Source organism: Nocardia sp. NBC_00565 (assembly GCF_036345915.1).
Taxonomy (GTDB): domain Bacteria; phylum Actinomycetota; class Actinomycetes; order Mycobacteriales; family Mycobacteriaceae; genus Nocardia.
This window is the reverse complement of record NZ_CP107785.1, coordinates 3,769,944-3,791,353: the sequence shown is the minus strand read 5'-3', so window position 1 is coordinate 3,791,353 and position 21,410 is coordinate 3,769,944. Positions and strand designations below refer to the sequence as shown.

The 21,410-nt window shown below is 63.9% G+C and carries 17 protein-coding genes and 2 pseudogenes; 13 read left to right on the top strand and 6 right to left on the bottom strand.

Going from position 1 to position 21,410, the window contains the following annotated elements; genetic code table 11:
- On the bottom strand, positions 1-897 hold the full coding sequence (locus OG874_RS18130; RefSeq protein WP_330256304.1) for a short-chain dehydrogenase/reductase: 897 nt from the start codon (positions 895-897) through the stop codon (positions 1-3).
- A complete protein-coding gene (locus OG874_RS18125; protein WP_330256303.1) occupies positions 894-2,378 on the bottom strand; it encodes a flavin-containing monooxygenase in 1,485 nt (494 codons plus the stop codon). Before OG874_RS18125 ends, OG874_RS18130 begins: the two co-directional genes overlap by 4 nt.
- Before the next feature lie 266 nt (positions 2,379-2,644).
- On the opposite strand from OG874_RS18125, the gene OG874_RS18120 reads away from it, so the two are divergent.
- From OG874_RS18120 to OG874_RS18110, 3 genes are all read left to right on the top strand, one after another.
- Positions 2,645-3,217, top strand: coding sequence for a hemerythrin domain-containing protein (locus tag OG874_RS18120; RefSeq protein WP_330256302.1), 573 nt, complete (start codon positions 2,645-2,647; stop codon positions 3,215-3,217).
- A 15-nt stretch (positions 3,218-3,232) separates the two neighbouring features.
- A complete protein-coding gene (locus OG874_RS18115; RefSeq protein WP_330256301.1) occupies positions 3,233-4,447 on the top strand; it encodes a hypothetical protein in 1,215 nt (404 codons plus the stop codon).
- Between the two features lie 65 nt (positions 4,448-4,512).
- Entirely contained in the window at positions 4,513-5,415 is a 903-nt protein-coding gene (locus OG874_RS18110; RefSeq protein WP_330256300.1) for a helix-turn-helix transcriptional regulator, read from the top strand.
- Between the two features lie 130 nt (positions 5,416-5,545).
- On the opposite strand, the gene OG874_RS18105 is transcribed toward OG874_RS18110, so the two are convergent.
- Positions 5,546-5,698 (bottom strand): hypothetical protein, encoded by a 153-nt coding sequence (locus tag OG874_RS18105; RefSeq protein ID WP_330256299.1) that lies wholly within the window; start codon positions 5,696-5,698, stop codon positions 5,546-5,548.
- Positions 5,699-6,615: 917 nt separating this feature from the next.
- A complete protein-coding gene (locus OG874_RS18100) occupies positions 6,616-7,908 on the bottom strand; it encodes an IS4 family transposase (protein WP_330256298.1) in 1,293 nt (430 codons plus the stop codon).
- A gap of 224 nt (positions 7,909-8,132) precedes the next feature.
- Here OG874_RS18100 and OG874_RS18095 point away from each other — a divergent pair, with 224 nt between their 5' ends.
- The 9 genes and pseudogenes from OG874_RS18095 (at position 8,133) to OG874_RS18060 (ending at position 18,001) form a co-directional block, all read left to right on the top strand.
- Positions 8,133-9,266, top strand: coding sequence for an IS701 family transposase (locus tag OG874_RS18095; protein WP_442943356.1), 1,134 nt, complete (start codon positions 8,133-8,135; stop codon positions 9,264-9,266).
- Between the two features lie 624 nt (positions 9,267-9,890).
- Positions 9,891-10,277 (top strand): hypothetical protein, encoded by a 387-nt coding sequence (locus OG874_RS18090; RefSeq protein WP_330256297.1) that lies wholly within the window; start codon positions 9,891-9,893, stop codon positions 10,275-10,277.
- A gap of 1 nt (position 10,278) precedes the next feature.
- Positions 10,279-11,982 (top strand): AMP-binding protein, encoded by a 1,704-nt coding sequence (locus tag OG874_RS18085; protein WP_330256296.1) that lies wholly within the window; start codon positions 10,279-10,281, stop codon positions 11,980-11,982.
- Positions 11,983-12,049: 67 nt separating this feature from the next.
- Positions 12,050-12,988, top strand: coding sequence for an acyl-ACP desaturase (locus OG874_RS18080; protein ID WP_330256295.1), 939 nt, complete (start codon positions 12,050-12,052; stop codon positions 12,986-12,988).
- Positions 12,989-13,003: 15 nt separating this feature from the next.
- Entirely contained in the window at positions 13,004-13,267 is a 264-nt protein-coding gene (locus OG874_RS18075; protein WP_330256294.1) for an acyl carrier protein, read from the top strand.
- A gap of 65 nt (positions 13,268-13,332) precedes the next feature.
- Positions 13,333-14,334, top strand: coding sequence for a ketoacyl-ACP synthase III family protein (locus OG874_RS18070; protein ID WP_330256293.1), 1,002 nt, complete (start codon positions 13,333-13,335; stop codon positions 14,332-14,334).
- 48 nt (positions 14,335-14,382) lie between these two features.
- Positions 14,383-14,613 (top strand): annotated as a pseudogene (locus tag OG874_RS44765) (transposase); the annotation flags it as partial.
- Positions 14,614-14,874: 261 nt separating this feature from the next.
- Positions 14,875-16,956, top strand: coding sequence for an AMP-binding protein (locus OG874_RS18065; protein WP_330256292.1), 2,082 nt, complete (start codon positions 14,875-14,877; stop codon positions 16,954-16,956).
- A gap of 1 nt (position 16,957) precedes the next feature.
- Positions 16,958-18,001 carry a 3-oxoacyl-[acyl-carrier-protein] synthase III C-terminal domain-containing protein gene (locus tag OG874_RS18060; RefSeq protein WP_330256291.1) on the top strand — a complete coding sequence of 348 codons (1,044 nt, stop codon included), beginning with the start codon at positions 16,958-16,960 and terminating at the stop codon, positions 17,999-18,001.
- Positions 18,002-18,178: 177 nt separating this feature from the next.
- Here OG874_RS18060 and OG874_RS18055 read toward each other — a convergent pair.
- Positions 18,179-18,586 (bottom strand): annotated as a pseudogene (locus OG874_RS18055) (IS1380 family transposase); the annotation flags it as partial.
- 129 nt (positions 18,587-18,715) lie between these two features.
- Between OG874_RS18055 and OG874_RS18050 the strand changes: the two are divergent.
- Entirely contained in the window at positions 18,716-18,958 is a 243-nt protein-coding gene (locus OG874_RS18050; RefSeq protein ID WP_330256290.1) for a hypothetical protein, read from the top strand.
- A 1,326-nt stretch (positions 18,959-20,284) separates the two neighbouring features.
- On the opposite strand, the gene OG874_RS18045 is transcribed toward OG874_RS18050, so the two are convergent.
- On the bottom strand, positions 20,285-21,328 hold the full coding sequence (locus OG874_RS18045) for an NAD(P)-dependent alcohol dehydrogenase (RefSeq protein WP_330256289.1): 1,044 nt from the start codon (positions 21,326-21,328) through the stop codon (positions 20,285-20,287).
- Between the last annotated feature and the right edge of the window lie 82 nt (positions 21,329-21,410).

Genomic DNA, 21,410 nt, shown 5'->3' with positions numbered 1-21,410 from the left:
TCACGTCGGCGTGGACTCGCTGCGTGGGCGCTTGCCCGCGCGTTGTTCGAGCTTGCGGAGCAGGTCCCGCGCGTGTTCGTCGGTGCTGAGGTACTGATCCATGAGCACGTTGATCGCGCCGCGCAGCAGGGCATAGGGCTCCCAGACACGGGGCGCGATGGTGCGCGCGGCGCGGCGGGCGATGCCGTCGGCGATGGTCGCCGCGGCGCTGGCGGCGCTGATGCGCTGGTTGAGCGGCCAGGGGAGCATGGCGTCGGCCGCGCGACCGAATTCGTCGTCGTCGAGCGTGTGATGCGTCATGGCGGTGTCGACGATGCCGAAGTAGGCGACCCCCGCGCTGGCGCCGGATGCGGCGAGTTCGACCCGCAGGGCGCGGCCGAGCTGTTCGACACCTGCCTTGCTGATCATGTAGGGCGAGCCGCCCATACCGGGTGCGAATGCCGCGCACGAGGAGACCACGACGACATGTCCGCCGACGGCGATGACATCGTCGAGCGCGGGCCGGACGGTGTTGAAGACCCCGGTGAGATTGACCCCGAGCACACGGTCGAAGTCGGCCGGGTCCATCGTTCGCAACGTTGCGGGCACCGGGGTGACACCGGCATTGGCGACCACCACGTCGATGCGGCCGAAGCGCTCACGGACCGCTGCGATGGCCGCGACCATGCTGTCCCGGTCGGCGACATCGGCGCGCAGGGCGATCGCGTGCGACCCCAGTTGTGCTGCGGCAGTGTGGACTTCGGCTTCGTCGAGGTCGAGCATGGCGACGGTCGCGCCGCGCCGGTGCAGGATCCGCGCCAATTCGAGGCCGATGCCGCGTCCGGCGCCGGTGACGATGGCCACCTTGTCTTCGACGTCGAACGTAGGGTTGGTGGGCAGCAATTTCAGCAGGTTCATGATGCCTCGGTATGATAGGCGTCGGAGTCGAATCGCTTTGTGCGGCTGGCGTATTCGAAGCTCCAGTTCGGATAGAGGCCGGCGTTGTGATGTCCGTCGGCGGTTTGGTAGTAGCTGCGGCAGCCGCCGGTCACCCAGACGGTGTCGCGGCTGCGCTGCTCCATCTCGTCCAGAAATGCCTGCTGCGCCTGCGGGCGCACCTCGATCCGGCGAAGATTGTTGTCGCGCATGTTCTTTACCGCGTCCACGATATAGCGTATCTGGGCCTCGATCATGAAGATCGCCGACTGATTCCCGGCCGCGCCGAACGGGCCCAGGGTGGTGAAGAAGTTGGGAAATCCGGTGACCGTGGTGCCGAGATAGCTTTGCGGGCGGTCGCGGTACAGCTGCGCGAGCGTGCGCCCGCCGGTGTCGTGAATGGCCTCGAATATCCCTGGTGGCACGCCGAATCCGGTACCCCAGATGATGGTGTCCACCTCGTGTTCGGTGCCGTCCGCGGTGACGATCGAGCGCGGCCGCACCTCGGCGATGCCGGAGGTCTCCACCTCGACATTCGGCTGGCTCAGGGCGGGGTAGTAGGCGTCGGAGAAGATCGCGCGTTTGCAGCCGATCATGTAGTCGGGCGTCAGCTTCCGACGCAGCGCCGCATCGCGAACCTGTCGTCGTAACTGCCAACGGCCGAGCGCCTCGAAGGGATGCCGGAAGCGCTTGTCCACGAACCCGACCAGGCCGAACCCCTCGATGCCGGTGAAGTAGGCCGCGCGGATCGTCTTGCCCAGCAGCGGCATCCGACGCAGCAGCGTGCGCTCGATCGGACTGGTCGCCCAATCCATGCGCGGCACGATCCACGGCGCCGAGCGCTGGAACACCGTCAGTCGCCCCACCGCGGGTTGGATCTCGGGAATGAACTGCACCGCGGACGCGCCGGTGCCGATCACCGCGACCCGCTCACCGGTCAAATCGTGCTCGTGATCCCAATGCAGGGAATGGAACTGAGCTCCGGTGAAATTCGCGCTACCGGGCAGTCGGGGGATCTGTGCCTCACTGAACGGCCCGATCGCCGAAATCAGAACATCGGCAGTCAGCGACCCCTGTGCGGTGCGGATGCGCCACCGTCCAACGGACTCCTCCCATTTCGCGTCGAGCACTTCGGTGTTGTATCGAATATGCTGCGGCACACCGTATTTCTCGGCCACACCGCGCAAATAGTCGAGGATCTCCGGTTGGGTGCCGTAGCGGCGCGACCAATTCGGATTCGGGGCAAAGGAATACGAGTACAGCATCGATGGCACATCGCACGCACAGCCCGGATAGGTATTGGCGCTCCAGGTGCCCCCGAGATCGGCGCCGCGTTCGAGGATTACGAAGTCGTGAAATCCGGCCGCATGCAATTTCACCGCCAACCCGATTCCGGCGAATCCAGCGCCGATGACGACGATCGGCAGATGTTCGGCCCGGGGTTCCGGTGTTGGGTGATCCATCCGCACTCCTCGCCGCGGACCAGCAGTCCGCACCGCGCATATCAGGCGAACGAGACGAGCGCCGTTGCCTCAAAGGAATCATCCGATTCCAATAGAATCACATGATTCCTTTACGGTGCGCCGGTGTCAAGGGATGTCGCGATCGCCGCTGATCAACGGCCCGGTCGTGGTTCGCCGGGAGCTTGCGCGCGGAAACGTGGCGCGTGGGTCGGCTCGCGAGGGAGGATGTATTCATTCATGCCGTCGCGGCAGAAGTGAGGTGCACGATGGGAAATCTGGATGAGAATGTGATCGACCTCCTGACCGCTCAGCACGAGCAGATCCGGCACCTGCTCGACAAGCTGAAAACGGGCGAGGCGGATAAGCGGGAACTGTTCACCGATTTGGTGCGATTGCTGGCGGTGCACGAAACCGCCGAGGAGGAAGTGGTCCATCCGGTGGCGCGGCGTGCCGCATTCGGCGCCGATGACATCGTGCGGCCCAGGCTGGACGAGGAGAATCACGTCAAGCGTGGCCTTGCCGAACTCTACGATCTCGGCGTCGACCATCCCGACTTCGATAAGAAGCTCTCCGATTTCGCCGATGCCTTCGCCGCGCATGCCGCACAGGAGGAGAGTGAGGAATTCCCGTTCCTGCGTAAGCAGTTCTCGGTGAATCAGCTCGAACGCTGGGCCGGAATGGTGCGCGCCGCCGAAAGGCTCGCACCGACTCGCCCGCATCCGCACGCTGGTGAAACCGGCCTGGCGAATCTGGTGATGAGCCCGCCGCTGGCCGTATTCGACCGGGTCCGAGATGTGCTGCGGGACTTGCGTCACCGCCAGGGTGACAGCTCCCGCTGAATTAGGGTGATCGGCATGCACCTGCTCGCGGCGGCCGATCCGATCGAGTGGTGGCATGCCGCCGAGCGCTACCTCGGCGGCGGCACCCGAACGTACAGCAAGTACGCCGATATCACCGACATCTCGCCGGTGTTCCACCCGCAGTGGGGCACCCGGTCGTTCACGATGCCGAGCTTCTGGGTTCCCGAGACGCTCGGGGGGCTTCAGACGAACAGCATCGCGTCGGCACTGCCGCAGCTGTACCACGATGGTGAGCGCATGCTGCTTCCTGTGCATCCCGATGCCTTGGCATCCGCTGACCTCGTCGGACGCGCGGAGTTGCTCGATTGCGCGCCGGGGCCGCTGTTCGAAGTGGTGCCGCTGGCCAACGCGCGCACGGTGTTCGTCGAGACGATCGACGGCGCGGCGGTACAACCCCACCAGCTCAAGCTGCACTATCCGCGTCGGATATCGCGATTCACTCGGCGGCTGCGCAAGCCCATGATCGAGTTGGAATTGTGGGTGGCCGACGAGCTTGCAGCTCTGAACGCTCCCTGTTTGGCTGAAGTATGCGGTGGTGTATTCGGATCCGGAAGCGACGCTTGGGGATTCGTGGTGCGTGACGCTCCGCCCTTCGATGGCGGCACCTATACGGTGCCGCTGTTCGCCCTGTACGGCAACGACATTCGAGCCTCGGAAGATCCGACACTGCTCGAACAGTTGGTCGAGGTGAGCGGTGTTCGGGCGGAGACGTTCATCGCCGACCGGATAATTTCGCCGATGATTCGCCTGTGGGTGCGCACGGCCATCTCGACAGGGTGCCTGTTGGAACCGCACGGCCAGAACGCCCTGGTGTCGTTCACCCTCGACGCGCGCGAGGTCGAAGTGCGATATCGCGATTGCGGTGTCTACGTCGACCCCGAGATCCGCCGACAGCAGGGGCTGGACCGCCCCTTACCGCCGATGAATGTCATCGGCAACGATCTGCCGGTCCCGGCGCCGCATATCGGCAGTCTGACCTACGACAGCTTCATGGGCCACCATGCCCTCGACTACCTCGCCGAGCTCGCGCGCAAGCGCCTCGGCGCCGACTCGGACGTGCTGCACGAGGCCGCCCGAGCCACCTTCGCCGCCGAGGCCGGCGCGTTCTCGGAAACACTGCTGCCGAACACCGTCTACTACTACGACGACACCGCGCCGCCGGAGAAGTGGCGATTGGTCGACACCGCGCGCCGCCCGCACTGGCGCTGACGGCACGCCAAAACTGGTACTGGCAGCACCTGGATACTGCTAGCGGTTTGAGGGATCATCTCAGGATGGCCGATCTAGTGGACGTTCGCGCGGTGCGCAAGGCGCGCCGCGCCGAGTTAGGCGCCTTCCTGAAGTCGCGGCGAGCGCGGATCACCCCCGACGAGGTCGGACTGCCGCCCGGCCCGCGCCGTCGGACGCCGGGCCTGCGCCGCGAGGAGGTCGCGCAGCTGGCCGGCATCGGGATCACCTGGTACACGTGGCTTGAACAAGGGCGCAGCATAAATGTGAGTGTGCAGGTGTTGAATGCGGTGGCGCGGACGTTGTCGCTGGATGCCGCGGAGAAGGCGCATCTGTACCGCCTCGCCGATGTGCCCACCGTGCCGACCGCGCACGCGGGTACCGCGTTGCCGGAGGAGCTTCAGGTGATTCTGGATCATCTCGAGCCGCTCCCGGCGGTGGTGTTGAGCGCGCGTTATGACGTGTTGGCTCATAACAAGCCGTATGAGGCGTTGTGTCCGGGTTTTCTGCTCGGTGAGCGCAATGTCGTGCGTCGGGTGTTTCTGACTCCGCAGTGTTGCAACACCTATCACCATAATTGGGACGATCTGCGCCGGATGGTCGGTTATTTGCGTGGCGCGTATGCGAAGAATTTGGGTGATCCCGGTTGGGAGGATTTTATTACTGGGTTGTGTGGTGAGAGTGAGGATTTCGCGTCGTTGTGGGCGCGTAATGATGTGGCGGTGCCGGCGAGTCGGACGAAGCAGGTCCGTAATTTGGCGGTGGGGGAGTTGGAGATGTTTTTGACGAGTATGAGTTTGCCGTCGTTGCCGCATGCGTGGATGCAGGTGTATACGCCGACTGATGAGTTGGCGTGGGTGAAGTTGCGTGAGTTGTTGGCGATGAGCGAGGAGCAGCGGCAGCGTCCGTGGACCGAGCATCGCGACCGTTATCATGCGGCGGCGGGATAGGGCGGGGGAGGGTTCCCGCGCCTGCCGCCGGGCATACGCGGCCGAAAGATGGCGTCGGGCGTTGGAAGTGATGGGCGCCGGGCGGTGCGCACGAGATCGGATGTGGATGTCCTGAGGCGGTGATCGGGTACTACTCGGCTGAGGTGCGGTAGCCGCCGTTCCACCAACGTCGCAGGAGTGTGAGTTGGCGTTCGGTCAGTGGACCGGCCAGCTCTTCGGATACTTTGTCGAGGTATGCGAGTTCCTCGGGTGTCCAGTCTCGATCGTGAGAGTCGTTGTCCACCGGTGTGACTGGCATTCAGGGCGCAGATGGTGCTGTGGTCGCCAGTGGCGGATTGTCAACGACTGACCATGAGGTTGGTGTTGGAGCCATGAGTCGGGGCTGGGCCGCTCGGTGTGGGGCGGGCATCGGAGACATGAGTGATCGCTTTCGTGCCGATTCGCACGTCATCCCAGTTCCATGAAAGCGTGTTTTCGGTGATTGCGCCACAACAAGTTTGGGCTGTCCGGCGGAGCGTGTCCCGTGCGTTCTCGAATCATCCTGGCGGGTTTGCGATTACGGAAGCTGAGGGCGATCGGATCGGTGTTGTTTGGATGATTGATTGCCGTCGCTGAACTGTCGGTGCGGGATCGGTTGATGCTCGGGACAAGGTGGTCGTCTCGATGGACAGCAGCGAGGATTAGTGATTCCGGTTCAAGTTACGGTCCTTGATTCACGGTCCTATCCGTGAGTCATCCTCTGTGGTAATAGAACCGGGATTCGAGGTGGATGTGCGCTCCTCGATGGGCGGGTGATTCAGCCTCATTGCCGCCCTGTAGATGCGCGCCAGCAACTATTGGTGTCGCGGTCGGTAGGGGAGATCGGGGAGACGTTGAGGTGGTGTTGCGGCCCGATCCGGTCGTTTCACAGTGGCCCGTCGTCACCGTAACCGTGCGGGTCGGGCTCGGCCGCTCCAGCCCCAGGGGCAGCGGTGGAAGATCATCGCGCCAAGTTACGAGATGCACTGCGGCGGGGTTGATTCGGTGCGTCGCGCTGGTGTGTCTGCCTGATGATGCGGTCAGGGGGGTGGCGAAAATGGTGTCCGAGGAATGCATGCTGATGAGCGGCAAGGAGTGTCGCGGAACTGGCTAGACGCGCCGGATTCAAGTCCCGGTGTCCTTTAGTACCAAGGCCGCGCAGTTTGGGTTTCTGCTCGGTTGTCAACCGGGCAGGATATGAACGCTGATCTGGGTTTTGTAGATGTTGCGGTCGATGTCGCCCTTGGCGCGGTGTTTGGAGATGGCACGTTTGACGATGCGGGGGCTGGAGCGTTGGCGTCGTAGTGGCATCGGGCTGGACAGGACCGCGCGGCCGATGGTGCCGATCAGGTTGATCGTGGTGGTGGCGAGAACTCCGGTGGCCTGGATGAGCTGATCGCGGGCGGTGTGCACGGCGATGGTGAAACTGCCGCGGTCGGGGCTGAAACTCGGTGTGGCGAGCGCGGTATCGGCGATCGCGGTGCGCAGCGCCTGGTAGGTGATCAACAAGGCGTAGACCTCTTGGGCGACCCCGGCCGGGGTGCGGGCGCGCAGCACCCGCCCGCCGAGGATGGTCGATTTCAGTTCGAAATAGCTGGTTTCGATCTCCCACCGCTGATGGTAGAGATCCACCAATTCCTTTGCTGGATAACGCTTGTCGTCGGTCAGGGTTGTGATCAGCCGGTACCGCTCGACCCGGCGTGGCCCGCCGGCGCAGCTGACGGCGATCTCGGCGTCGATCACGCGCACGGTCGCCGTACCGGTGCGGGTCAGCCACGATCTGTCACCCAACCGCGCGATCGCGGGGACGCGCCGGTTGAGTTTGGCGCGGATCAGCAGATCTGCTCCGGTGCCGGTGATCTGCTCGATCAACGCCGTGACCGCGAAGTTCCGGTCGGCCAGCAACAGCATGCCTGGGCGCAGGCACCCCAAAAGTTGTGGTGCATAGGCTGTTTCCGCGATCCGCAACGGGCCGAACACGACATCGACGACGGTGCGGGTGCCACACGCCACCACCGTCAGCAACCGCAGCATCGGATACCCAGCCTGGGCGTGACCGCCGCCGTGACGCCCGAACTCGGCCACGTTGCCTGGGCTGTCAGCCACGAACACACTGGTGCCGTCGATCGCGCACACCAGCAGTCCCCGCCACCGCCGGGTCCCGGCGGCCGGGCCGGCGAGCAGATCGAACAACGCCTTCAGGGGTTTGACCCCGACGCGGCGCAACGCCTGTGACAAGGCCGGGGAACCAGGACACACGAACGATCCGCCGGGCAGCCCGGCACACAACCGCGCCCATACCTGCCGATACCCGATATCGGAGAACAACGCTCCGGCCAGCAGCAGATACACCACCACCCGCGACGGCAGCAGCCGCACTCGTGACCGCACGGCACCGGCCGTTTCCAGCGCCGCGTCGACCAGGTCGAACGACACGATCCGGGTCAGTTCCCCCAGATGCCCCGGCGCGAACACACCCTCCGCGACCGGCGAGGAACGATCAATGACACACTGAACTGACAGCGGAACTCCTCGATCGAGCGGATTGTCTTGGCGGACAACACCTCTCTACCAACAGTTCCGCTGTCCCCACTCACCACCCCACCCCGCTTGACACACCAGCTCACGCGTTAACTGCGCGGCCTTGCCTTTAGTACTGCAACGACACCTACATGAGTTGATGCTGGTAGATCTGACGTGTGGTGTTGGATCGTGTTGTGGCCGAGTTTGATTCGTTGATGTCGCGGATCGGGGTCCGGTTCGCGCGGTCGGAGCCGCGGGCTCGGGCGCGTGAGTATGTATCGGGGCTGTTGGCTGGTCTGGAACGCAAGAACGGGTGGACACTCGCCGAGCGTGCGGGTGAGGCGGGCCCGGAGGGGATGCAGCGGTTGCTGCGCAAGGCTGACTGGGCTGTCGACGGGGTGCGTGATGACGTACGGGCCTACGTGGTCGAACATCTCGGTGACCCGGAGGCGGTGCTGGCCGGTGACGAGACCGGTTTCCTGAAGAAGGGCGTGAAATCTGCTGGGGTGCAACGCCAGTACTCGGGCACGGCCGGTCGTATCGAAAATTGTCAGGTCGGGGTGTTCTTGGCGTACGCCTCGGCCCGTGGGCATGCCCTGATCGATCGTGAACTGTATGTTCCGGTCTCGTGGACCGGCGACCGTGACCGCTGCCGAGCCGCCGGGATCCCCGACGAGGTCGGGTTCGCCGAGAAGCCGCGGTTGATGATCACGATGCTCGAGCGAGCCCTGGCCGCAGGGGTGCCCTTCGCGTGGTTCACTGCCGATGAGGCTTACGGCCAAGCCGGTTACCTGCGCGACTGGCTGGACGCACGCGACGTGTTCTACGTGGTGGCCACCCGCTGCGACCAACAGGTATGTACCCGCGCAGACCGCATCGAACGCGCTGATGTACTGATCGCCGAACTACCAGCGTCGGCATGGCAGCGGCTGTCGGTCGGCGCCGGCGCGCACGGGCCGCGCGAATACGACTGGGCTCGGCGCCCCATCGACGGCACCTGGGCCCGCGGGCGCGGGCACTGGCTGCTCGCGCGCCGCAGCATCAGCAACCCAACCGAGATCGCCTACTACCTCTGCTACGGGCCGCATGCCTCCCGACTGGTCGACCTGGCTTGGACCGCTGGATCCCGGTGGCATATCGAGGAGGCGTTTCAGCAGGCCAAGGGCGAGGCCGGGCTCGACCACTACCAGGTCCGTACCTGGCGCGCCTGGTACGCCCACATCACCCTGTCGATGCTCGCCCTCGCCTGGCTGGCAGCGTCGAAAACCATTGCCGCAAAAGGGGAATCGCCGAAACCAACGAAGACATGATCGCCTTCACCCTACCGGAGATCCGCCGCCTACTCATCGCCTTCGTGCTCACCCCCCCACCACCGGGCCGACCGTATCTGGGCCTGGTCGAGATGGCGGCGCCGCCGACAACACCAAGCCCGCCTATCCCACTACCGACGCCGCGGCCACCCACTCACCTGAGTGTCGTTGCAGTACTAGATCCTGTTTGCCGAAATCGACGCGGTCGCGTGTGCAGCTGTGTCCACCGAGACCGGACCGGCGGATTCGATAGCAATCGTCTTGACCAACCGCCCTGGATGCCGCGTGGCTGCGATGGAGCTGTCGATTGTCGTCGAGGGACGGTGGTCGTGCCACGGTTGATCGCGCTAGACACGGCAGTCGACCTGGGCGGTGCCAATCCGAGTTACGAATGCAGACTCACCCATTCCAACGACGTGCGCCCGGCCAATGGCAGCGCCCCTGCCTCTCCGTTGTGCACGCCGCCCGCAGCGCAAGTCGAGGGATAGGTTGCTGCTCAAAGAGCGTTTTTCTATTCACGCCGGCCCAACCCGCCAGTAACCGATCGGTGGTTCGAGGCTGAACTATCGGTGGAATCTCGCCTGGGGTTCGGGCCCGCACTGCTGTCCCGCACAGTCGCCGACGATGCTGATTGCGGCCGCTGCGATCGATCAGTTGCTGGACGCCCTGCCGGAACTCGGGCTCGCATTCCCGGCGGGGCAGCTCGGCTGGCGTCCTGGCCCGTTCCATCGCGCGCTGGCGTCGCTGCCGGTTGTCTTCCCGCTTACTCCGAAGCTCCAGCTGCGCATACACGGCCACCCGAAATCCGAAATAGACTGTAATTCAATGTCATTAGACAAGCAATGGTACGATCGGGCCAGTCAATTTCAGCCGCAAAGACGGGGCTGGCTCGGCGTGCTCAAGGTGGTCGTTATGGGGCAGTTCAGCGGATCGACAGCGCAGTGGCCAGCCGCTGTCCTGTCGGTTGCCGAGCAGGTGGCGGGACAACGGAATTGGTGTGGGCGGCGATGACATGACCGCATCATCGGTCTGGACCAATTCCATCCTGGGCGAGGCGTCCACCCTGGGCGAGGCGCTGGTTACCCTCGCTGCGAGTGCCGAATCACGTGGCCAGGATATCCGTTTCCCCGACCGACCGCGCGGTGGCGAGCGGATCGGCCTGGTCGAGCTGGCAGGCGCCTCGAAGCGTTTTGCTCATGGGTTGCTATCCGGTCCTGAACCTGGTGCCGTGGTGGGGATTCTGCTTCCGCCGGGTCCCGAGTTTCTCATCGCGTGGTTCGCCGTCATCCGCGCTGGGAGCGCGGCGACCGTCCTCCCGGTGACTGCGATCCACCCGGCGAAGCAAGCCCGACACCTCAAACAGCTCGTTGACGTGGCTGGGCTGCAGACCGTAGTGACCGGGCCGGAGTACGAATCCGTGGCGAGTGAGCTGCGGAAGGTCTGTCCAGGTCTGCGGCTCATCACTGTCGCGGAGAGCACGCCCGGTGCCGGAGCGCTGCCGGGTCTGCAGTCGGACAGCCCCGCGTTCGTGCAGTTCACATCGGGCAGCACCCGGGCGCCGCGTGGCGTCCTGCTGACCCACGCGAACATCATGGCCGGCCTGACGGGGATCGTGCGCTCAGGAGAGATGACGGCTGCTGACGTCTGGACGCAGTGGACTCCGCTCTACCACGATATGGGCCTCTTCGGCATGATGTCCGGGCTGCTGTCCGGAATGCAGGTCAATCTCGTCTCCCCGCAGACTTTCATCCGGCGGCCGGAGCGGTTTCTGCAGGTCCTCGCCGACACCGGCGCCACCATCACCACTGCCCCGAATTTCGGGTATGACCTGATCGCCCGCGTGGCCCGTGCCAACCCTGATCTGGTTGCGGCACTCGACCTTTCCCGATGGCGACTGGCCATCAACGGCGGAGAGGTGCTCTCGCCGCAAACTCTTGAAGACTTCGACGCCGCACTCGCACCAGCGGGTGTCGGACCGTCGGTGATGTTTCCAGCCTATGGAATGGCCGAGGCCACCCTGGCCATCACATTCTCGCAGCCGGGCAGCCGACCCGCCACCCTGTGGGCCGACCGCAATACTCTGGCGGAAAGCGGTGTGGTGCATACGCTGACCGCTGGAGATCCTGCGGCTACCGGTCTCGTCTCCACCGGGCGGCCCGTGCTCGGTCTGGAAGTGCGTATCACTGCCGGTGACGGCTCCCAGTGTGCTGAGGATCAACTGGGTGAGATCCAGATCCGCGGCACCGCGGTGACGGCCGGCTATTACCGAGATCCCGGGTCCACCGCCGAACTATTCGACGGCAGCTGGCTGCGAACCGGAGATCTCGGATTCTGGCACGAGAGTCAACTCTATGTCGGCGGCCGGCGTAAGGAAATGGTGATCGTGAACGGCCGTAATTACTTTCCCTCGGACGCCGAACATGTTGCTCGCACGGTGCCGGGTGTTTACCGGGGCCGAGCGGTAGCGTTCGCCGACACTGAGCACACCGCGGACGGCCGGGTCGTAGAATATGTCGGCTTGATCGTCGAATCCGACTGTCCAGAAACAGATTACCCAGCACTGATCGAGCGGGTTCGCAAACAGGTGACCGCCGAACTCGATCTTTCCGCAGTTCGGGTGCATCCGGTTTCGCCCGGCTTTCTCACCCGCTCCACCAGCGGAAAATGGCAGCGCCTTGCGGCTGCCGCACGACTTCCCGACGCGGGTCACACCTGATTACCGACAAGATAATTCGCGCACTGCGCGGATGAAACGCTCGACCGGGTATGTAGAAGAGGCCATAATGACAGATAAGACGGAAAAGCATGAACTCGGCATAATGACCTATTTGGCGCCGGTCGTCGCGGATAATCTGGACCGGCATCTCGGCCTCACCAAGGAATGGTTCCCGCATCAATTCGTCCCGTGGAGCGAGGGCTCCAACTTCGACGGACCACTGGGTGGCGACCCATGGGAACCCGGTCAAAGCAGAATATCCGAACACGCACGAGCATCCCTTATCGTAGCGCTGCTCGGGGAGGACAATCTGCCGAGCTATTTCTTCACCATCCTGTCCGCTCACGGAAACAACGGCGCCTGGGCCGAATGGGTGCGTCAATGGTGCGCCGAAGAAGCCCGGCATTCCGTGGTGCTGCGGGACTATCTGCATACCACCCGGGCAGTGGATCCGGTCGCGCTGGAACGGGCACGGATGGCGCATATGGCGAATGGGTACGTCAACGCGCACGAGGGCGACGGGGTGCTGCGCACCATCATGATGCTCAGCATGTCGGAATTACAAGCTCGGGTGGTTCACCGCAGTACCGGAATGATCAGCAACGACCCGATCTGTGACCGCATTATGGCCAGACTGGCAGCCGACGAGAATCTGCACATGATCTTCTACCGGAATCTGGTGGAGGCCGCACTCGAAATCGATCCCGAGGATGCGATGGTCGCGCTCTGCGATGTGATCACCGTTTTCGGCGGACCCGCCCAGCAGATACCCGATTTCACCGCGTTGTCGCAGCAATTCAAGAAGGCCGGCGTCTACACCAGCCGGATGCATATCGACTCGGTCATCAACCCATACGTGCGCCATCTGCGTCTGCTCGACCGGACAGACCTGGGCCCAGCCGGAAGGCAAGCGCAGGACCGGATCGGCCGCTATACCAACCGGATCGAGTTGGCATGCCGCCGCTTCGAGTCCATGCGCCAGGACCCACAGCTCCAATCGAACTGACCTAGGGAGTCGACTATGCCAAACCCCACCGAAACAGCTGCCGCAACCGGCGTCGCCGTGTGTGATCTGTTCAAGGAGGAACTGAAGACAGAAGTTCAGCTCGATGACGTCATCGAGCAGCTGCCCAATATCGAATCGGTACGGTTCATGCGGATCCTCACCCGTATCGAAGACCACTTCGGGATCGTATTGGACGACGACGAAGCGATCTTCGGGGCAGCGACCGTCGGCGAGCTGGCGCAGATCGTCACGAAATCATCGTCGGGCACGCACGTCTAATGGGACTACTCGCTGCGATAACCAGATCCACGCAAGCTGAACCCGCTACGCAGACTCCGGCGAGAATGGCCCTTCCGGTTGGGATCGCCGCCGCGACTACCTGCCTGCCCGACCGGCGCGAGACCGCACGGGGCAGCGGAATCGACGAGGACGATGCCGCGATATGCGACCTGGAAGGCTACCGGCGGATTCCCGTCTGCGACGGGAATCCCGTGACGGATCTCGCCGTACCCGCCGCGGTAGACGCCCTACGGCGCGGTGGCTATCAACCATCGCAGATCGATCTCGTGATCTATGCCTGGGTCTACGATCAAGGCGACGCCATGCCCATTCCGCATGCCCGGCTGGCACAGCTGATAGGTTCGCATGAAGCGGTGACCATCGGTATCCAGCAGAAATCCGGCGGTGGCGCCATCGCGCTCGAACTGGCCGCCGAAATGCTGAACAGCGGCCGGTACCGGACGGCACTGGTGGCGACCGGCGACGTATTCGACCACGACCCGCACACGAAATGGGTGCGCCACGGCAGCCACGGCATGTTGCTCGGCGACGGCGCGACAGCCGCGGTACTGGACCGGCGCCCGCGCCGGTTGATGGTCCAGGCCATCGCCTCGGCGGGGCGGCCGGACACCGGATTACAGTTCTCCCAGCCGTTCGCGACGTCTGGTTCGGAACCCGTGGAACAGATTCTGAACCCTGCCGAAGTCCCCGCCATGCGGAGTGCGATATCAACCGCCGTCGCCGCCGTCCTGAGCACCACCGGACTCGAACCGGATGATCCCCGGATCCGCTTGGTCGCGTTCAGCAGATTGGGCAGCACCCTGCTACGCCGGGTCTACTATCCCGCACTACCGAGAGGACTTCCTCGTCCACTCGAATTATGCAGTGAAACAGGCCATCTCGGTGCTGGAGACCTGCTCGCCAACCTCGCACACATTCAGGACAATCAGCTGATGTCGCCCGGTGAATACGGGTTACTGGTCAACGTCGGCATGGGTTTCAATGTGACCGCCGTCATCGTGGGGGCCGATACCGCGGACGCGGCGCAAACGATCACGATCAGCTGAGAGGACATCTTACCTGGGTGTAATTCGTTGTCCGGCATCGGGTGACCCTTGGTCGACAGGCTTGCTCAGAAATTGGTCCCGGATGCGTTATGGGACCTCGCAAATCCGCTACCACCCGAGTTCACGCCCAGGCCGCAGGGCGGCGGCACCGCACCGGTGGCTGAACGGACGGTGCTCACTGCGGTGGTGTTTGTGTTGACCAGTAGATGCGCGTGGCGGCATCTGCCGCCGTCGTTCGGGGTGAGCGTGCCGACCGCGCATCGACGGTTCATGGTGTGGGTGTAGGCCGGGGTATGACCAGGAACCGCTCCGTCATCGCCGGGCCGTGCGCGACTGTCGACACCGTGCCCGGTTCGGCAACGACGGCGTGGCGGTTGCAGAAGTCGACCCACTGTCAGCGAGAACCCGATCCGAACCCGACCACGCCTGGCCGCGGGCCCGTCGAAAGATCGACGTCAGCGGTGAACAGTGTTGGGGAGAGTTCATTCTCAGGTGGGAAGGTTTCTCCCGTGTGCCCCTGTAGAATCCCAGGTTGTGCTCATGAAGGACTCAGTACCGTTTCCGCCCGCAGTGTTCGAGAACTGGCTCGAACTGCTGAGCGCGCGCGTCACCGAGAAAGGCGAGGATATTGCCTTCGTCTTTCTCGACGATGAGGGTCGCGAGGTCGATGCGCTCACCTACCGTGAACTCGACAGGCGCGCTAGGGTGCTCGCGTACGAGATGACCCGCAAAGTCAATGTATCCGGCGGAGACCGCGCGTTGCTGCTACACCCGCCGGGGTTGGACTATGTGGTCTCGTTCTATGCCTGCTTGTATGCCGGCGTTATCGCCGTACCACTCTTTCCGCCGCAGCGTTCGCGAATTGAAAATGTCGACGAAGTCGCTCTCGACAGCGCGGCGAGCATTGTGATCAGCACGTCGGCCGTGATTGCCGAAATGGGAGAATTGCGCAGCACGACATATGTGGAATCTTTGCCGAGAATCGCCTCGGATTCGATAGAAGACGGCCCGGACCCGCTGCCGGAGATTCATCCGAATACTTCCGAAATTGCTTATCTGCAATATACGTCGGGGTCCACATCGTCGCCGAAGGGTGTCATTATCACCTCCGCGATGCTGCTGCAGCAGTGCGCCGAGCTGGTGTACACCTGGGAGGTCGACTCAGACAGCGTCGTGGTGTCCTGGCTGCCGCACTTCCACGACTTCGGGCAAATCAGCGGCGTGCTGATGCCGGTGTTCTCGGGTATCCGGGCCATACTGATGGCACCGTCCTCCTTCGTGAAGAATCCGATCCTGTGGCTGTCCGCAGTCTCGAAATATCGTGGTACCCACAGCGCTTCACCGATTTTCGCGTTCGATCGCTGCGTGGCAAAGACGACGCCGGAACAGCGAGCCGGTCTCGACCTGAGTAGCTGGCGATTGGTGAGCGCCGGCGCCGAACCGGTCCGCAGGGCGGCACTCGACCGATTTCGCGATGCCTTCACCCCGCACGGGCTACGCCCGACCGCGCTGGCTCCGGGTTACGGCCTGGCCGAGGCGGTGCTGAAGGTCACCTCGGATATCCCCGGCTCAGCCTTCGTCTCGACACGGTTCGACAGCGAGGCGCTCGGCCGGGGCAAGGTGGTGGTCGCCGATACGACCCCAGCGACCGAACTGGTCGGCTGTGGCGCCCCGGTGCTGCCGACCGAAATCGCCATCGTCGGACCGGAGTCCGGCTTGGAGCTGGCCGCGGATGAGGTCGGTGAGATCTGGGTCAGTGGCCCGATCGTCTCGCCCGGCTATTGGAACCGTCCGGAGGTCAGCGCGGAAACGTTTCGTGCCCGTATTACCGGATCCGACGATGACCGCGCCTATCTGCGGACCGGCGATCTCGGGTTCGTGCACGAAGGTGAGCTCTATGTCTGTGGCCGCATCAAGAACCTGATGATCGTCAACGGCGTCAACCACTACCTCGAGGATATCGAGACAACGGTGGTCAACAGCGACGAATCACTGCGTGTCGGAGCAGTTCTCGCGTTCTCAGTCGACCGCGATGACCAGGAGAGCCTGGTCATCGCCGCCGAGCATCGTGCCGAGGATCGCGATCCCGAGCAGCTGATCACGGTGATCCGCGACGCCGTGGCCCGCAACCACGGAATCGCGCCGGGCGCGATCGTGTTCATCGCGCAGGGCTCCGTGCCGCGCACCACCAGCGGCAAACTGCGCCGCCAGGGCTGCAAGTCCGACTTCCTCGCGGGTTCGCTCAGCGAGGTCTACCGTTGGGAAGACGCCGTACCGATCGAAAGCAGCACGCCGGCGACCGAAGCCACCTCCGCAGGATTGCCTTCGATGGTCGTGCTGGTCACGCAGGGCCTGTTGGCGCAGACCCTCGAATGTATTGCCCATCATGTGCCCCAGGGCCGGACGGTCGACGCCGACCGGTCACCGGCCGAACTCGGGCTCACCTCGGTGAATCAGATGACTTTGCAGGAGCATCTGGAGAAATGGTCGGGCAAACGTTTCCCGCCGGAACTGATCTGGGACGCGCCGTCGATCACGGCGATGACCCATGCGATAGCCAAGCACATCACCGCCGCCGGGCAGGACGCTCCGGCCGGCGATCCCGCGGTAGGAGCGCACTGATATGAAAATTCGATCCGCGATCGCGGGCTTGCCCTCGCGCACGATCAGCAATTCAGACATCATCGAGCTCATCGCCGAGCACAGCGCCGATACTTTCGACGGCGATCTTGTCGACGCCCTGCGCAAGGTGGAGTACTACCTGAGGTACTCGGGTTCGGACACCCGGCAGTGGCTCGATGAGGGTGAGCGGCCCATCGACCTGCTGCGCACGGCCGCGAACAAGGCCCTGGAACAGGCCGGGCTGCGCCGCGAGGACATCGACCTGCTGATCTACACCGGTATCGGTCGCGGTTTCATCGAGCCGGGCGGCGCCTACCACTGCGCCGCGGCGCTCGGGCTCGGGAACGCGCACTGCTTCGACATCATCGACGCGTGCATGAGCTGGACCCGCGCGGTGCAAGTCTCTGAATCCCTATTCCGCACCGGACAATTCCGCAATGCGCTGATCGTCAATGCCGAATTCAACCTGCGCTGGGGTGGCGCGGTGTTCCCGCAGCTGCTGCGCATGCCGCGGCTCGACGTACTGGAGTCGGCCTTCCCCGCCTACACCCTCGGCGAGGCCGCCACCGCGACTGTGCTCACCGCCGAGGGCAACGAGCCTTGGGAGTTCCACTTCGCCTCCCGGCCCGACCTCGCGCCGCTGTGCAATGTGACCCTCGAAGGGTACGAGGGTTTCTGCGATCCGTCGGATAAGCTGGCGGCCAACGGCGTCGGCTCCTTCACCTCCTTCGGCTTCGAGATGCACGAGCTCGGCGCGGCCGAGGCGCACGCGGTGTTCGAGCGGCTCACGGTGCCGTTGGACGAGGTGAAGGCGCTTTTCACACACGCCTCCAGTAAACGCTACTGGCAGGGTATGGCCGATAAGGCCGGGCTGGGCTCGATTGTCCACCATGTGTACGACCGGACCGGCAACATCGTGTCCGCGTCGGTGCCCGCCGCGATCTCTTCGGCGCTCGAGCAAGGTGTGGTACGGCCCGGCGACCGGGCCGTCGGCTGGGTCGGCAGTGCCGGAATGTCTTTCTGCGCTTTTACTTTCGTTTTTTGACATCCGATCGGATCAGCTGGGATTCAATAGCGTTCAGGTGCGCGGCCCACTGGCTTTTGGGTGGCGGGTAGCCGCTGGTCTGCTCGGCCTTTCCACTGTTACTTCTGGTCGTAGGGGGCGTTTCGCGGTGTTCAGGCGGTCGAGAGTGAAGTGGTGGTGGCGTGTCATAACCGGCCGCCAGGCCTGCGCCCAGGGCCAGTGCGCGGGCGGGTGCAGGACGGGTCTGCGTCGCAGTCGGGTGAAACGAGCGGGAATGTTGATGATCCTGCGGCGCAGGGTTGCCCCGCGAGCACGGCCCAGATGCTGGTCGGCGAGCACGCCGGCAGCGCGGCGCAGGTTGTGGGCGATCGCCGCACACAGCACCGAGGCAGAGTTCGCGCCGAAACGCCCGGACGGCATTTGGGCCAGCGGGCCGTCGATCAGGTCGGCGAACACGGTTTCGATGACGGCGTGGTGGCGGTGAGTGAGGTCGGCGTCCATGACTGGTGCGGTCGAGTCGGTGAAGAACGGGTGATACCGCCAGACCGGGAACAATTCGTCCTGACGAGCAGCATCGCGGACACGGCGCACGATCAACTGGGCGGTCACCGCTTCGGGACCGGTGGCTATAGAAGCCAGTCGAGTTTTCGGCCCCCGCAATCGTACCGACGATCCTCGCCCGGCCTTAAGGAAATGGGAGGACTATGACAATGATGATCTGGCGAGGTAAGTGTCATGGAAAAAACCTTACGGGAGGCAGAAAGGCGGCTCCAGGCTGCGCAGCTGGCCGGGGATGTCCAGACGCTGGAACTGTTGCTCGATGATCGGCTGATCTTCACCTTCGGCGCGGACACGTTCACCAAAGCCTATGATCTCGAGTTGCCGTCAGCGCACACTATCCCCGGATGTTCGGCCCCGCGCTTGTGGCTCACGGCTAGCGGCTCGTCAATGCGAGATTACCGGTGTGAAATCCGTTGAAGGTATCGAATGAGGGAGTCGAGTTCGGCGGTTTTGCGCCATACGGACCGACCGCGGGTTCGCGTTCCACTGATCGATCCAGTTGCGAACGTCTTTCTCCAGTGCGGTGACGCTTGGGTGGACACCCAGGGCTGGTGGGCTAGGGCCGCCGAGCGCTCTTCGCGTCTGTCCTCCGATCACGACCGGAAGGGAGGACGCCGAGCGGTGGAATCGAGATCGGACGACACAACAGCGGAAGACAAGGCGGAAGGGCAGGCCGCACCGGACATCCAGCGGTTGCCTACCTTGACGGGTCAGTAGCTCGTTGGTCAGTGTGTGGGCCAAGGGCATGTGACCAACGAATTCCGGTGCCATCGAGTATGCATGGCGAAGCGTATCCACGGCTCCCGCATCGTCTCCCTCTTGCGTCAGTGCCAGCCACTGCGCCCCCTCCCCACTGGTTGAAGCGGGCCTGTCCCGGGCCACTCGAGAGCGCATGAATCGATGTGCTCTCATCGCTAGGACGTGATGGTGACGGTACTTCGCACGACACGTCTGCACTGCACATCGACTCTGCGATTGCATTCCACGGCTGTAGGAACGGCAGTTCGTCGCCATCGCGCTACCCAGTGCGGAACGTGCACGGACCTGCCTACTGAGTCCCTGCTCGACGCCCGGGTGATCGGTGTCGGGGAAGTTTGTCGCGTGGATCTCTATCACGCGCCTAATGATTGGACGCGCGAGTCACTTTCACGAAGCCGTGTTGGACCGCGCAGCCGCGTAAATCATCCCATCAGCAAGCCTTGTTGCGACGACCCAGCCACATCGGACACCAGATACCGGATCGTGCCGCCGCCGTGCCACTGACTCGGTGCCGAGTAGCGGTTACGACCGCTCATACCCGCCGGGTGCCTATCGGCCTGATAAGAATCGCTGGCCCTTCGACCGTCAAAGTGTTCGGGTTGTGAAGCGTTAGGCCCACTCAAAATAGCAGGTCAGGACCAGTATTGTGCCGGTCCTGACCTGTTTCTATTTGGCCCAGCCCCGCGGAAACCCCACGGTTTGCATTCTGGTTTGTATCGGATTCTTCGGATGGGCCGGCGGGTGTAGTGATCCAGGGCATCCGATAGCGCATAGCCGACTTTCGGTGCGCCCTATGTGCGGCATAGAAAGACGAGAAATCAGGGGAGGACGAAGCGTAACCAAGCGTCCGCGGACATGGCGAGCCCTCCTGGGATCCGGCGATCTCTCTGTGCGCGATGTTGCCGGAGCCCGAGGAGGGCTTCGATTACCCGTGGGATCAGGCCGATGGCACGGTGAGTGCGCCCCCGACCAACGAGGTGTCGATCAGATCGTGGCCGTGTCGATCACGAAGCGGTAGCGCACGTCCGAGTTGTCGACCCGTTCGTACGCTTCGTTGATCTGGCTCGCCTCGATCAGCTCGATCTCTGCGCCCAGGCCGTGCTCGGCGCAGAAGTCGAGCATCTCCTGGGTCTCGGCGATGCCGCCGATCATGGAGCCGGCGAGGATCTTGGCGCCCCCGATCAGCGAGAACAGGTTCAGCGAGATGGGTTCCTCGGGAGCGCCCACGTTCACCAGCGCGCCGGCCGTCTTCAGCAGGCTCAGGTAGGCGCCGAAGTTCAGCGGCGCGGACACCGTGGAGAGGATGATGTCGAAGGAACCGGCCAGCTCCTCGAACGTTTTCGGATCGCTGGTGGCGTAGTAGTGGTCGGCGCCCAGCTTCAGGCCGTCGTCCTTCTTGCGCAGCGACTGCGACAGGACGGTGACTTCCGCGCCGAGAGCGTGGGCGATCTTGACGCCCATATGTCCCAGGCCGCCCAGGCCGATCACAGCGACCTTCTTGCCGGGGCCGGCGCCCCAGTGCTTGAGCGGGGAGTACGTGGTGATGCCGGCGCACAGCAGCGGCGCCGCGACGTCGAGGGGGAGGCCCTCGGGGATGCGTACGGTGAATGCCTCGGCGACGACGACCTTCTGTGAGTAGCCGCCGTAGGTGGGTTCGCCGTCCTTGCCGATGCCGTTGTAGGTCTGCACATTTCCCTGCACACAGTGCTGCTCCTGGCCGTTGCGGCAGGGCTCGCATTCGCGGCAGGAGTCGACCATGCAGCCGACGCCGACGCGGTCGCCGACCTTGAACTTCGTCACACCGGAACCGACCGCCTCGACGACGCCGGCGATCTCGTGCCCCGGGACCATCGGGAAGATGGCCTCACCCCAGCCCGCACGGGCCTGGTGAATGTCGGAGTGGCAGATCCCGGCGAACTTGATGGCGATCAGTACGTCGTGCTCGCCGACCGTGCGGCGCTCGATGGTGGTGCGCTCCAGCGGAGCCTTGGCGCTGGGCGCGGCATATGCGGCAACAGTGGTGGTCATGGCTTCCAGCGTGCTGGACGAACCGGCACTCGCCTAGGCCATGCTTTGCGTACGTCCAGTGGTCCTACCACTGACAGGATCA

Coding starts and splice junctions, on each gene's coding strand:
- OG874_RS18080 (WP_330256295.1), top strand. CDS start 12,050: ATGACAGATAAGACGGAAAAGCATGAACTCGGCATAATGACCTATTTG.
- OG874_RS18125 (WP_330256303.1), bottom strand. CDS start 2,378: ATGGATCACCCAACACCGGAACCCCGGGCCGAACATCTGCCGATCGTC.
- OG874_RS18060 (WP_330256291.1), top strand. CDS start 16,958: ATGAAAATTCGATCCGCGATCGCGGGCTTGCCCTCGCGCACGATCAGC.
- OG874_RS18075 (WP_330256294.1), top strand. CDS start 13,004: ATGCCAAACCCCACCGAAACAGCTGCCGCAACCGGCGTCGCCGTGTGT.
- OG874_RS18120 (WP_330256302.1), top strand. CDS start 2,645: ATGGGAAATCTGGATGAGAATGTGATCGACCTCCTGACCGCTCAGCAC.
- OG874_RS18070 (WP_330256293.1), top strand. CDS start 13,333: ATGGCCCTTCCGGTTGGGATCGCCGCCGCGACTACCTGCCTGCCCGAC.
- OG874_RS18050 (WP_330256290.1), top strand. CDS start 18,716: ATGGAAAAAACCTTACGGGAGGCAGAAAGGCGGCTCCAGGCTGCGCAG.
- OG874_RS18065 (WP_330256292.1), top strand. CDS start 14,875: ATGAAGGACTCAGTACCGTTTCCGCCCGCAGTGTTCGAGAACTGGCTC.
- OG874_RS18085 (WP_330256296.1), top strand. CDS start 10,279: ATGACCGCATCATCGGTCTGGACCAATTCCATCCTGGGCGAGGCGTCC.
- OG874_RS18130 (WP_330256304.1), bottom strand. CDS start 897: ATGAACCTGCTGAAATTGCTGCCCACCAACCCTACGTTCGACGTCGAA.
- OG874_RS18045 (WP_330256289.1), bottom strand. CDS start 21,328: ATGACCACCACTGTTGCCGCATATGCCGCGCCCAGCGCCAAGGCTCCG.
- OG874_RS18090 (WP_330256297.1), top strand. CDS start 9,891: ATGCTGATTGCGGCCGCTGCGATCGATCAGTTGCTGGACGCCCTGCCG.
- OG874_RS18110 (WP_330256300.1), top strand. CDS start 4,513: ATGGCCGATCTAGTGGACGTTCGCGCGGTGCGCAAGGCGCGCCGCGCC.
- OG874_RS18115 (WP_330256301.1), top strand. CDS start 3,233: ATGCACCTGCTCGCGGCGGCCGATCCGATCGAGTGGTGGCATGCCGCC.